A 12,517-nucleotide genomic window follows, 5' to 3' on the forward strand; every position below is an offset into this window, starting at 1 on the left:
CCCGCCCGGCGGGCGGGTCACCGGGCGTAGACCTCGACCTCGTGGAGCGAGAAGCCGTACGAGGTGGCCCGCTTGACGCCGTACACGCGCACGTAGCGGGCGGTGACCGGGGCGAAGGTCACGTTGTCGACGCCGCCGTTGCCGGTCGTGGTGCTGAACGCCGTCCGCCAGGTGGCGCCGTCGGTGGAGACCTCGACCCGGTACGCGCTGCCGTACGCGGCCTCCCAGCGCAGGATGACCCGGTTGACCGTGCGGCCGGAGCCGAGGTCCACCCGAATCCACTGGTTGTCGGCGTAGCTGCTGCTCCACCGGGTGCCGAGGCTGCCGTCGACCGCCTTGTCCGGGGTGTGGCTGGTGAGGAACTGGGTGCTCGACGCGGTGGCGGCGCGCCCCTGGGCCAGGTTGGTGACGTCGTCGCCGCGGCGCGCCGGGAACGAGACGACCTGCTGGTAGGTGGGCCGGTTCTGCCAGGCGATCAGGGGATGGCTGATGCCGCCGAGCCCCGACTGGGCGATCGCGTCCGCGCACCACTGGTCGCCCGCGGCGCAGGACGAGTCGCCGGGGTAGACCGTGGTGGACGGCAGCGCGGCCGCCTGGGCGAGGGTGTCGAGCAGCGCCTGCCGGCAGGCGCCGAGGTTGCCGTTGCCGCAGTACGTGCGGCCGAGGCCGCCGGTCACCGGGTCGCCGAGGACGGTCCGGATGTCCTTGTCGACGTAGCCCCACCAGCCGTACTGGAACGACGAGCCCTTGTGCGGCTGGCCGGCGGCCGCCCAGACGGCGGTGCCGTCGCGTCCGCCGTTCTGGCCGCCGGACGGTGCCTCGTTCACCTCGATGGCGTCCACCAGGGCGCCGTAGAGGTCGGCGCCGAGTCCCGGCTTGAATTCCGCCGCGGCGAGCAGCGGCCACCAGGCGTCGAAGATCCGAATCGCGTCGGCGTGCTGGTAGACCCGCGAACCGGCGGTGGTCTCCGCGCGGCGGAAGCCGGACTGCTGCCAGGCCCGCAGCTTGGCGATCGCGTCGGCCAGGGTCGGATCGGTGACCGGTTGGCTGGTGACGGCCCGGAGCAGGTCGCCGAGGACCTGCTGGCCGCGCAGGTCGGTGACCGCGGCGTCGGCCATGATCCGTACGACGGCGGCCCGGTCGAGCTGCTGCCCCGCGATCGCGGCGCGCACCGGGCCGTCGAGGAGTTGTGCCCGGTGTACCGATCCGAAGCTGAAGTTGCCGTCCGCGGCGCTGTAGTCGTACGCCTGCTTGTTGTTCCAGCTGACGTAGTAGTCCTGGTTGACGGACCGGGGGTGGGCGCCGGCCGGGGTGTAGGTCGCGGTGTTCGTGTCCGGGTTCCAGCCCTGCCACTCGTAGCCCGCCTCGGCCCGGGTGGGCAGGTTCGGGTCGGCCCCGGACGGCCGGACCGGGTTGGACCCGGAGTTGAAGTACGCCGCCTCGGTCGAGTTGACGTAGAACCAGTTGAAGGCGTAGCCGATGTTCGCGGCGGCGTCCTGGAACGCGGCGGCGGAGCCCATCGCCGCGGGGTCGTTGTACGCCTGGAAGCCGATCGCGGAGTCGGCCTCGTGCCGGTAGGTCGACCGGAGCCGGGTGAAGGCCGTCGGCTGCCCGTTCACCATTCCCCGGTACGCCACCAGCCCGTACCTGGTGCGCAGGGCGCGCAGGGTGTACGAGCCGGCCGGGGTCGAGTCGGCCAGGGTCGGCGACCAGGAGTTGGTGTGCGCCAGCACCTCCATCGCCAGGCACTGGCCGTGGTAGAGGTAGCGGTTCGACTGCAGGGTCGGGGCGCTGCCGTCGGTGGTGCACAGCGGCAAGGCGTATGTGTCGGTGATGTCCTGCGCCGCCGAGGTGGCGCTCCACGCGTAGTCCTGCCCGCGTCCGAGCAGGACGTAGAGGCTCAGGCCCGCGAACGAGGCGCCGCGGGCGCTGATGCCCGGCCCCTGCAGTTCCTGCAGCATGAGCAGTTGCGGCGCGAAGTAGCCGGTCTGTGGGCCGAAGACGGCGATGGGGTTGCCGCTGACGGTGTGCCGACCGGAGATCACCACGGCGTTGGACATGCCGTGCGACCGGAGTGCGCCGAGCCCGCTGAGCAGTCCCTCGGTCGTGGCGCTCCGGGGGCTGGTCGCCGTCGCGGTGCCGGCCGAGGCGGTCGGCTGGTAGGCCAGGGGTTCGGCGGTGACCGTACCGGCGTCGGGCAGCACCACGCCGGGCGCGCCGGCCGGTGCGCCGCCGTACGGGAAGCTCTGCCCGTCGTGCAGGGTCAGCACGGTCTCCGGGTCGTTCTGCTGCCGGAACGCCTGCCACACCTGGTCGCCGGCGGTCGGGCCGAACTTCGCCCGGGCGGCGACCCGCACCAGCGCCGACTGCATCTCCGCGCCGCCGCCCCCGCCGAACAGCCCGCCGATGACGCCGGCCGTGGCGATCAGGTCGGTCATGGTGAAGTGCTGCGGGGCGCCGTTGCCGGTGAGGTTGTACTCGCCGGGGCAGTTCGCGTTGGCGACGCACTGGTCGATGTAGGTGTTGACGCCCGCGATGTAGTCGCCTACGTCGGTGTGGAGCTGCTGGCCGCGGGTTCCCTTCTGCCGTAGCGCGTCGACCTGGGCCTGCAGGTCCGCCTCTGTGTACGGGGAGTTGGCCCAGATGCTCTGCTCCAGTTCCCGGTTGCCCGGCGCCCCGCCGGCGAATGAGCTGAGCCGGCCACGGCCGGCGTGGCGGAGCAGGTCCATCACCCAGAGCCGGTCCTGCGCGCCGGCGTAACCGGCGCCGAACATGGTGCCGGAGCGGGTGGTGCCGGTGACGTGCGGTACGCCGGTGGCGGAGTCCCGCACGATGGTCACGTCCGCGCGGGGGCGCACGGTGCTTTCCACTTGCGCGTCGGGTACGCCGAACGAGGCGTCGTGGTAGAAGCGGGCGATCTGCTCGTCGGTGAGTCCCGCGTAGCCGTACACCAGGTTCGCGTACTCGTCGAGCTGGTCGCTGGAGTGGGCGGGCCGGGTGCCGAGGACCTGGTGCGCCAGGATCGCGGCGAGCGTGGCGTTGCCGTTCTCGCCCGGCGGCAGGATGTCGGCGCACTGGCCGAGGCAGTGGTCGTTGCCGGCGAACGTGGTGGCGGCGACGGCTGGTGCGGGCGGGACGACGGTCAGGGCGGTCGCGGCGGCGGTCACAGCCGCGGCGGTCAGCGCCGCGACGCGGGTGCGGATGGTGGGACGGGGCATGGCGGTGCCTCCGGGAGCTCGGAGTCGGGGCCGGGGTACGCCCGACTGCCGATGCCGACGTCTCGCCCTCCGTGCCCGGGCGTCACACCCGGAGGTGAGATTAACTCATATCGATCCCTCGGCAAGGATCTCCGATTCGCACCGCCCGGGATAGCCGTTGTTCACCAAGCGCCAATGCCGACACTTCGGTCCCGTCTACCGCAGCGCGAGCACCGCCTGATGACCCAGGTGATCCGACGCCCACCGGCCGTCGGGGGTCTGTCGCTCGGTGCCGAAGACCTCGCTCGCCACCGGGGCGACCGCGCCCCGGACCATGACCATGTCGATCCGGTGCTCGACGTCGTCGGCCGGCTCGGTCAGATCGTCGCCCAGCCCCGCGGTGTATCCGGGGTCGCCGGGGTGCAGGATCGGCCAGGTGTCGACCAGTCCGCCGGCCACCAGGGTGAAATACGCGAGCCGGTTGTTCGGATCGGGCAGCTCGGGACCGGTGTTGAGATCCCCGACGAGGATCACCCTCCCGGGTACGTTCAGCGGGCCCCGGAGCAGCTCCTGCGCCTGCAGCACCCGGACGCCGGGGTGGAACGCCTCCAGGTGGGTGTTGACGAACCGGAACGCCCGGTTGCCCAGCACCGCGTCCACGGCCGTCCAGCCGCGCGTGCTGGTGGCGGTGCCACCCGTGGCCGGAAGCGGGAACACCAGGTTCTGGACGAAGTTCCCCGACGACGTGTCGGTCACCTTCACCCGGCCGCCGTGCCGCACCAGGACGACGTCGCGCATGGTGAGCCGGACGTCCACGTTGTACGGCGCGCCGGCCGGGGCTTCCAGATCCGCCTCGTCCTGCACCACGGCGACGTCGTACGGGTGGCCGGAGCCAGCCAGTTCGGCCATCAGCAGCGCCAGGTAGTCGTACCGGACCTCGGTGGCCGGGGCCGGGTCGCCCATCCGTCCGGTGCGCCAGAGCGCCACCTCCTGCAGGCCGACCAGGTCCGGCTTGCGTTCGCGGATCTCCTCGGCGAACAGCGCGGCCCGGGCGGGAAAGTCGACCAGGTCCACATGCCGGAGCAGGGCCGAGTTCGCGGCCAGGAACGCCGGCAGCGTCGGCGCCCCGATCGACGGCGTGAGGTCCCCGCCCAGGTAGAGGTTGCGGGTCAGCACGTCGACCTTGGGCCCGGCCTCCGCGTGCGCGGGTGGGGCGACCAGCCCCAGGGTGGCCGCCACGACGGCGGCCGCGGCGACCAGCCGGGTCAGGCGTCGACGGTGCGAGGGGATCCTGCCGTCCATGAATCTGGTCCTCTCCGGCCGGGTGTCCGCGTCGGTGCGAATGCTCCGTACGCTAACGCCGGCAGGACCATCGTGGACACCGCCGTTCGGGCGACCTCCCCTGGCCGGGGCGGGTCAGGCCTGGGGCCCGGCGATGTTGACCATCCAGCCGATGCCGAACCGGTCCACGCACATGCCGAACTCGTCGCCCCACATCTGCTTCTCGAGTGGCATCGAGACGGTGCCACTCTCCGAGAGCTGCTTCCAGTAGCCACGCAGCTCGTCGGCGTCGTCCCCGCTGAGGCTGATCGCGATGTTGTTGCCCGGCTGGTATTCCATCTCCGGCGGGGTGTCGGAGGCCATCAGCGTGAAGCCGCGGTCGGTCTCCAACATGGCGTGCATGACCTTGTCGGCCACGGCCGGATCCGGGTTGCCGAACTCGCCGAACGTGCTCAGCGTCAGGTTGCCGCCGAACACGTTCTGGTAGAACTCCATGGCCTGCCGCGCGCTGTCGCGGAAGCTGAGGTACGGGTTGAGCCGAGACGCCATGAGGCCCTCCTTCGTCGTCTTTGACGAGGGTCATCGTCGCAGCCCCGGATGACATGGACAACGACGTACGACGGGCGAGTCGCGCGCCGCACGAGCTGGCGGTGGAGGTGGCGCCGTTGCCACCTCCACCGCTTCCCCGCCGGTACGTCGTCAGTTCTGCTGGAACGACTGACGCACCACACCACCCACCAGGGCACACCAGGTGGTGGTGCTGACCTTTCCGTTCGCGTCGAGACCGTGCAGCTCCTGGAGGTCCTTCAGGGCCTTCTTGGTCACGTAGTCGTACTCGCCGGTGATCGCGACCTCGGCGTAGCCCTTGGAGTTCAGCATGAACTGCAGCGCGCTGACCGGGATGCCGGTGGCGTCCTTGTCCAGCTCCGGCGCGAGGGTCTCCCAGGTCGGCGCGGTGAGCGTGGCGTCGATGTCGACCGGGATGCCGTTGCGGGCCTGCCAGTCCTGCACGGCGGCGACGGTGGCGGCGTCGAAGACGCCGGTGACCGGCACGGTGTAGCCGCGGAAGGTGAGCAGGTACTGCGCGACGCGGACGACCGGGCCGCCGACGAAGCGCCAGATGTCCGGCCAGCGGCGGGCCGGCACGTCGGCCAGGTCGGTGCCGAGCTTGGCGAAGACCCGCCGGCGCAGGGCGGGGAACTCCCGGTAGAACATCGCGCCCGGGCACTGGGTGGCCCGGAAGTCCCAGTGGCCGAAGATGTCGTGGGCGTGCAGGCCGTACTGCTGGCAGACGGTGGTGCAGAGCTTGACCAGCGAGTCGAGCAGCTCGTGCGGCGGCGTCTCGGTGACGTAGGTGCCCTCGTTCTCGATGCCGATGGCCCGGCCGTTCTCGCCCGGGCAGTGCGCCGAGATCATCTGCCGGTCGCCGGCCTGGAGCCGCTCCAGGCTGCCGTGCCGGCCCTCGAGGACGTGACCGCCGCGGCTGACCGTGAAGTGCTGCCCGGTGTCCGACCAGTGGTTGACGTCCAGGTGCAGGTCCTGGCAGTCGCGGGCGAGCTGCTTGGCGTGTTCCTCCGAGTAGTCGGTGCTGTTCGGGAACGCCATGTGGTGCACGATGATCTTGTTGGTGGCGATCGCGCTGATCGACAGCGGGTCCGCCGGCGGGCGGGCTCCCCACTCGTCACAGCTGATGATCCAGTCGAGGTCCGCGCCCGGCGCGGCCTGAGCCGCCGCCGGGAAGGCGAGTTCGCTGCCGACGACCGCGACCGCGGCGGCGCCGAGGCCGGCCCGCAGCAGCGTGCGGCGGTCCAGCTCAGGGTGGTTGAAGTGCATGTCGTCTCCTTCGCGGCGGCGAGGATCGGCGAGTGAAAAGGAACTTCAGACGCCGCGCGTGAGACGGAGGATATTGCCATCGATGCGGGAAGGTCCAGGGGGGACGGCGAGAAGAATCGTCGTGTCCGCCCGCCACCCGCCCAGCTGAGAGGAGCGAATGCGTGCCGGTGTGGTCAACTCGGACGGTGGCGGATGACGTCACCGAGCCCGCCGGAAAGACGAAGGGGCCGAACTTCGGCATTCGGGGTGCACATCGTGGCCGGACCGGGATGCTGCACGTATGCGAGACGTAGCTGATGTGCCGATCGTGGGCGGACCGGCCGACGGACGCACCGCCACGGTCGAACTCGACGAGCACGGGGAACCGCCGTCCGAGCTGCATCCGGGCGAAATCGACGTCGTGGGTGACGGCCTGTACGTGTGCCAACCGGTCACCGGCTCCGGGCCGCCCTGGTCCTACCAGTGGCAGCCGGCGACCTCGTGACCGCGGGGCCTAGCGGCCGTTCTCGAGGAGTTGCTTGAGGTTCTGGTAGCTGGTCGGCGCCGCCTGCCGCGCCTGCCGGCGTACCAGCGGGACCAGCGCCACGCCGAGCCCGTGGCCCGCGAAGTCGAGTGTGAACGTCACTCGGGATCTGGTGCCGTCCCCGATCGGCTCCACGCTGACCGTGGCGTGCGGACGGATGGGCCCGTCGGTGCCCCGGGCGCCCCAGCGGTGCGGCGGATCGTTGTGGGTGATCTGCTGCGTCATCGTGCGCTCGGCACCCCTGATCCTCCGGGTCGTGGTGAACCGTGAGCCGTCGAGAAGGCGCACCCGCACCACATCGTGCTGCCACTCGGCGAAACGCGAAGGATCGGTGGCGTAGGCGAAGACCTCGTCCGGCGGACGCGCGATCTCGATCGTGGAAACCAGTGGTGCCATCGCTCCTCCTTGTTACCAGTGGGTGCTCGTACCCGTCAGTGGTAAGACGGAGGACGCGGCGGAAGGGTAACGGTGGAGGATTTCGAGGCGCACCGAGGTCACCTGCGGGCGGTGGCCTACCGCATGCTCGGCTCGCGAAGCGAAGCCGACGACGCGGTCCAGGAGGCGTGGGTGCGGACGGCCCGGTCGGACACCAGCGAAGTCCAGAATGCCCGTGCTTGGCTCACCACCGTGGTGGCACGCGTGTGCCTGGACATGCTGCGGTCGCGTACGGGGCGTCGGGAGGTTCCCCTCGCCGCACCGTGCCCCGTCGACGGCCCGGACCCGGAGCAGGAGGCGGTGCTGGCCGACTCGGTCGGGCTCGCGCTGCTGGTGGTGCTGGACACGCTGACGCCCGCGGAGCGAATGGCGTTCGTGCTGCACGACATCTTCGCCGTGCCCTACCGCGAGATCGCACCGATCGTCGGGCGCTCGACCGACGCGACGAAGATGCTCGCCAGTCGCGCCCGTCACCGGGTGCGGGCCGCCGAGATGCCCGACAGCGATCCAGCCCGGCAGCGGAAGGCCGTCGATGCCTTCCTCGTCGCCTCGCGCGACGGCGACTTCGCGGCGCTGCTCAACCTGCTTCACCCTGAGGTCAGCGTCAGCGCCGACGGCTTCGCGGCGCCCTCCCGGAGCCCGATACGGCTGCGCGGCGCCCGTGCCGTCGCCCGACAGGCGCTGTTCTTCTCGCACCGGGCCGAGCATGCCCAGGTCGGGCTCGTCGACGGCGTCCCGGCGCTCCTGGTGAAACGCCATGGACGTCTCGTCACGGTGATGACCTTCGAGATCAGCCACGACAAGATCACGGCGATCGAGGTGATCGCCGAGCCGCAGCGCCTGGGCCGGCTCTCCGTCGAAGCAGGTTGAGCGTGGTTGGAAACGTTTTCGTAACGAGCCCTTGACCTGACCGTCGGCTCAGGCGCAGACTCCCGGAAACGTTTACAGCAATGAGGTGGAGGTGCCAGGGCGTGGGTCGTAAACGTTTACAGGAGTCGGCCGACGGCCGGCCGACGGTGCACACCGTCGCCGCCCGGGCCGGCGTCTCGATCGCCTCCGCCTCCCGCGTGCTCAACGGCGTCGGGGGCAGCCCCGAGACCATCCGCAAGGTCCGCGCGGCGGCGGCCGAGGTCGGCTACGTCCCCAACGCCATCGCCCGCTCGCTCCAGTCGCAGCGCACCGGCCTCGTGGCCCTCGCCGTCGAGGACATCGGCAACCCGGTGTACGTCGAGATGATGCGCGCCATCGAGTCGGTGGTCGCCGCCTCCGGCCGGCAGCTGCTGGTGCACGCCACCGCCGGTCAGGTCGCCAAGGAGACGGCGCTGCTGCGCCGGCTGGCCCACCGCTACGTCGACGGGATGATCGTCTCGCCGATCCGGGTCACCGACGACCACCTGGCCGCGCTGGTCGACAGCCCGGTGCCGGTGGTGGTCGTCGGTCAGCTCGGCGCGGACGCCCCGGTCGACAACGTCCGCACCGACTCGCGCACCGGCGTGGGGCTGGCGGTCGACCATTTGGTCGCCGCCGGACGCCGGCGGATCGGCTTCGTCAACGGCCCGCTCGACACCGTCCCCGGCGCCGCCCGTGACGCCGGCTTCCGGACCGCCCTCGCCGGTCACGGCATCGAGCTCGACGAACGGCTCGTCGAGGTCGGCGACTTCCAGTACGCCGCCGGCCGCGCCGCCGCCGAACGACTGCTCGCCCGGGCCCGCCCCGACGCACTGGTCTGCGCCAACGACCTGATCGCCGTCGGGGCGCTGCACGCCCTGCTCGCCGCCGGTCGCCGGGTCCCCGAGGACGTCGCGCTGGTCGGCATGGACGACACCGAGCTGGCCCGGATGATGTTCCCGCAGCTCTCCAGCGTCTCCCTCGGCTCGGCCGAACGTGGACGACGCGCCGCCGAGCTGCTCCTGCAACGGATCACCGACCCGGCCCTGCCGCCCCGCCGCGAGCAGGTCGCCCCCCACCTCGCCGTCCGCGCCTCCAGCGCCGCACCGCGCCCCGTGCTCGCGCCGTTCCGGCGAGCCGATGCCCGGACGGCGGAAGGAGCCCTGCCGCTCGTGCCCGGCCAACCGGACCAGGAGCCGACGGCGCCGAAGCCACCCGCACCGCGTACCCCGGAGGTGACCGCATGACCACCGTGGCCGAACGGCCGGACGTCGCGCGCGCCGAGGGTCCGCGCGCCGCCCGGTCCCGCTCCGACCGGATGGGCATCTACCTGCTGCTCCTGCCGTCGCTGCTGCCCATCGTGGTGCTCTCGGTGTTCCCGCTGCTGCGCGGCATCTACCTGGGCTTCACCGACGCCCGCGCCGGCCGCAACGTCGAGGTCAGCTTCACCGGGCTGGCCAACTACCGGGAGCTGCTCGGCGACGAGCTGTTCTGGAACTCGTTCAAGATCGGCCTGCTCTGGGCGGTCGGGGTGACCGTGCTGCAATTCGTGCTCGCCCTCGGGCTGGCCCTGCTGCTCAACCAGCAGCTGCGCTTCCGGGGCGCGGCCCGGGTGCTCGCCGTGGTGCCCTGGGCGATGCCGCCGGTGGTGGTCGGCATCCTGTGGAAGCTGGTCTACCACCCCGACGCCGGCCTGCTCAACGAGTTCTTCCACCGGGTCGGCGCGGACGGGTTGCGCACCAACTGGCTCGGCGACTTCAGCACCGCGCTGCCCGCGGTGATCATCGTGGGCGTCTGGGCCGGCATGCCGCAGACCACCGTTGTGCTGCTGGCGGGGTTGCAGGGCGTGCCGCGCGAGCTGCACGAGGCGGCCGCGGTGGACGGCGCCGGCACCTGGCACCGGTTCCGCAACGTCACGCTGCCCGCCCTCGCGCCGGTGATCGTCGCGATCACCTCGCTGGACTTCATCTGGAACTTCAACTCGTTCGGCCTGGTCTACGTGCTGACCGCGGGCGGGCCGGGCGGCAAGACCATGCTGCCGATGCTCTTCGCCTACGAGGAGGCGTTCCGCTACGGCAACTACGGCTACGCCGCCGCGCTCGGCAACGCCATGGTCTTGATCATCGTCGCGCTGCTCGCGGTCTACCTGCGGCGCCGACTCCGGGAGGCGAACTGACATGTTCGGAAAGCCGAGCCGCACCGGGCGCACGTTGCAGTACGTCGCCCTGACCGGCTACCTGATCTTCCTCGGGTTCCCGCTGGTCTGGCTGGTCTCCACCGCGTTCAAGCCGCCCCGGGAACTGGTCCAGCTGCACCCCACGCTGATCCCCGCCAACCCGACCGTGCAGAACTTCGTGCAGGCCTTCACCGAGCAGGAACTCGGCCGGGCCGCGCTGAACAGCCTCCAGGTGTCGCTCGCCTCGGCGGTGCTCACCGTGCTGGTCGCGCTGCCCGCCTCGTACGCCCTGGCCCGGTTCCGCACGAAGCTCGGCACCGCGGCGCTCGGCTGGGTGCTGCTGTCGCAGCTGTTCCCGTTCGTGCTGCTGATCATCCCGATCTTCCTGATCCTGCGCGAGGTCGGGCTGGCCAACACCCACGCCGGGCTGGTGCTGATCTACGTGGTCTGGGCGCTGCCGTTCGCGCTCTGGATGCTCCAGGGCTTCGTCCGCAACATCCCGCGCGAGCTGGAGGAGGCGGCCAGCGTCGACGGGGCCAGCCGGCTGCAGATCCTGCGCCAGGTGGTCTTCCCGCTGCTCGCGCCCGGGATCGTCGCCACCGCGCTGTTCTCGTTCATCTCCGCCTGGAACGAGTTCTTCTTCGCCCTGGTGCTGCTCAAGACCCCGGAGCTGGCCACCCTGCCGGTCACCCTGGCCCGGTTCGTCGGGATCGAGGGCACCGCTCGGCTCGGTCCCCTCGCGGCCGGATCCCTGCTCGCCACCCTGCCCAGTCTGATCTTCTTCGCTTTCATGCAACGCCGGCTCTCCTCCGGCTCGCTCGCCGGCGCCGTCAAGGGCTGACGAGCGGCACCACATCCCCCACCCACCACCAAGGAGGTAACCCCCATGCTCCGTAGCAGATTCCGTCGACTCGCCGCGGCCGCCGCGGTCGCGGTCGTCGGCCTCGGCGCCCTCACCGCGTGCGGTGACGGCGGCGGCACGGACGAGGCGTCGTCCGGCCCGGTCAAGCTGCGCTTCCTCAGCCTGGCCTGGCAGAAGGAGTCGCTGCAGGCCAACAAGGACCTGGTCGCCAAGTGGAACAGCGAGCACCCGGACATCCAGGTCGAGTACGTCCAGGGTGACTGGAACTCCGTCCACGACCAGCTGCTCACCTCGTTCGAGGGCGGCGACGCCGCCGACATCGTGCACTACGAGGCCTCCGCCATCGGCGAGTTCAGCAAGCAGGGCTACCTGGCCGACGTCTCCAAGCTGCTCAGCGACGACTTCAAGGGCCAGATCGACCCGGGCGTCTGGGACACCGCCACCTTCGAGGGCAAGGTCACCGGCGTGCCGTTCCTGCTCGAGTCGCAGGTCGTCATCGCCAACAAGAAGCTGCTCGACGCCGCCGGCGTCGCCGTGCCACCGGCCGACGGCGGCTGGACCTGGGACGAGTTCCAGGCCAACGCGCAGAAGCTCACCAAGCCCGGCCAGTACGGCGTGGCCTGGGCGCTGAAGTCGCCCACCAACCGGGTGATGAACCTGGCGCTGAACTACGACGGCAAGTTCTTCTACCCCGACGGCGGCAAGACCGAGGTCAAGGTCGGCGACGCGGAGAGGGAGGTGCCGAAGCGGATCCACGACATGCTCTACGCCACCAAGTCGGCCTCCCCGGAGGCGCTCGGCATGAGCGGCGCGGACACCCTGCCCGGCTTCTTCGGCGGCAAGTACGCGATGCTGCCCGGCTCGGTGTCGCTGCGCCAGCAGATGGTCGAGCAGGCCCCCGCCGGCTTCGACTGGGTCACCCTCCCGCCGATCAAGGGGCTGTCTACCAAGCAGGCCGCCAACCCGCAGACGCTGTCCGTCTCGGCGGACAGCAAGCACCAGAAGCAGGCCGCGCAGTTCATCGAGTGGTTCCTCAACCCGACCAACATGGCCACCCTCGCCAAGGGTGACTGGCTGGTGCCGACCGGCAAGCAGGCCAACGCGGAGCTGGTCAAGGCCACCAGCGGCAAGCAGGGCTGGGACGTCGCCGCGGACAGCGCCGCCGACCTGACCGTCGCCCCGTTCCAGAAGGTCGACGGCTACCCGGAGTGGAAGACCAAGTACGCCACCCCGGCCCTTCAGCAGTACTTCGCCAACAAGATCACCCTGGACCAGCTCGGCACGCAGCTGGTCGACGGTGGCAAGCAGGTTCTGAGGTAACC

General features: G+C 71.0%; 11 protein-coding genes. 6 read left to right on the plus strand and 5 right to left on the minus strand.

The features are described from left to right. Nucleotides 1-17: 17 nt before the first annotated feature. From DKT69_RS21675 to DKT69_RS21690, 4 genes are all read right to left on the minus strand, one after another. Complete coding sequence (locus DKT69_RS21675) at nucleotides 18-3,218, minus strand: penicillin acylase family protein (RefSeq protein ID WP_109803351.1); 3,201 nt, start codon at nucleotides 3,216-3,218, stop codon at nucleotides 18-20. A gap of 195 nt (nucleotides 3,219-3,413) precedes the next feature. Next, nucleotides 3,414-4,499, minus strand: a complete 1,086-nt coding sequence (locus tag DKT69_RS21680; protein WP_109803352.1) for an endonuclease/exonuclease/phosphatase family protein — start codon at nucleotides 4,497-4,499, stop codon at nucleotides 3,414-3,416. Between the two features lie 114 nt (nucleotides 4,500-4,613). Next, entirely contained in the window at nucleotides 4,614-5,027 is a 414-nt protein-coding gene (locus DKT69_RS21685) for a VOC family protein (protein WP_109803353.1), read from the minus strand. Nucleotides 5,028-5,177: 150 nt separating this feature from the next. Further along, nucleotides 5,178-6,311, minus strand: coding sequence for a peptidoglycan recognition protein family protein (locus tag DKT69_RS21690; RefSeq protein ID WP_109803354.1), 1,134 nt, complete (start codon nucleotides 6,309-6,311; stop codon nucleotides 5,178-5,180). 280 nt (nucleotides 6,312-6,591) lie between these two features. Between DKT69_RS21690 and DKT69_RS21695 the strand changes: the two genes are divergently transcribed. Then, the gene (locus DKT69_RS21695) at nucleotides 6,592-6,795 is read left to right on the plus strand and encodes a DUF8847 domain-containing protein (RefSeq protein ID WP_146231171.1); all 204 of its coding nucleotides are present in this window, start codon (nucleotides 6,592-6,594) and stop codon (nucleotides 6,793-6,795) included. 9 nt (nucleotides 6,796-6,804) lie between these two features. Here the strand turns inward: DKT69_RS21695 and DKT69_RS21700 are convergent, their stop codons facing one another. Continuing rightward, nucleotides 6,805-7,230, minus strand: coding sequence for an SRPBCC family protein (locus tag DKT69_RS21700; protein ID WP_109803356.1), 426 nt, complete (start codon nucleotides 7,228-7,230; stop codon nucleotides 6,805-6,807). A gap of 72 nt (nucleotides 7,231-7,302) precedes the next feature. On the opposite strand from DKT69_RS21700, the gene DKT69_RS21705 reads away from it, so the two are divergent. The 5 genes from DKT69_RS21705 to DKT69_RS21725 all read left to right on the plus strand — a co-directional run bounded on the left by DKT69_RS21705 (nucleotide 7,303) and on the right by DKT69_RS21725 (nucleotide 12,515). Beyond that, complete coding sequence (locus DKT69_RS21705; RefSeq protein WP_255420219.1) at nucleotides 7,303-8,139, plus strand: sigma-70 family RNA polymerase sigma factor; 837 nt, start codon at nucleotides 7,303-7,305, stop codon at nucleotides 8,137-8,139. Nucleotides 8,140-8,240: 101 nt separating this feature from the next. Beyond that, nucleotides 8,241-9,404 carry a LacI family DNA-binding transcriptional regulator gene (locus DKT69_RS21710; RefSeq protein WP_236648143.1) on the plus strand — a complete coding sequence of 388 codons (1,164 nt, stop codon included), beginning with the start codon at nucleotides 8,241-8,243 and terminating at the stop codon, nucleotides 9,402-9,404. Beyond that, the gene (locus DKT69_RS21715; RefSeq protein ID WP_109803358.1) at nucleotides 9,401-10,333 is read left to right on the plus strand and encodes a carbohydrate ABC transporter permease; all 933 of its coding nucleotides are present in this window, start codon (nucleotides 9,401-9,403) and stop codon (nucleotides 10,331-10,333) included. The genes DKT69_RS21710 and DKT69_RS21715 overlap by 4 nt, the downstream gene beginning before the upstream one ends. Nucleotide 10,334: 1 nt before the next feature. After that, nucleotides 10,335-11,174: a carbohydrate ABC transporter permease gene (locus tag DKT69_RS21720; protein WP_109803359.1), complete on the plus strand. Its 840-nt coding sequence runs from the start codon at nucleotides 10,335-10,337 to the stop codon at nucleotides 11,172-11,174. A gap of 45 nt (nucleotides 11,175-11,219) precedes the next feature. After that, entirely contained in the window at nucleotides 11,220-12,515 is a 1,296-nt protein-coding gene (locus tag DKT69_RS21725) for an ABC transporter substrate-binding protein (protein ID WP_109803360.1), read from the plus strand. Nucleotides 12,516-12,517 lie beyond the last annotated feature (2 nt).

The organism is Micromonospora sicca (assembly GCF_003172935.1).
Lineage (GTDB): Bacteria > Actinomycetota > Actinomycetes > Mycobacteriales > Micromonosporaceae > Micromonospora > Micromonospora sicca.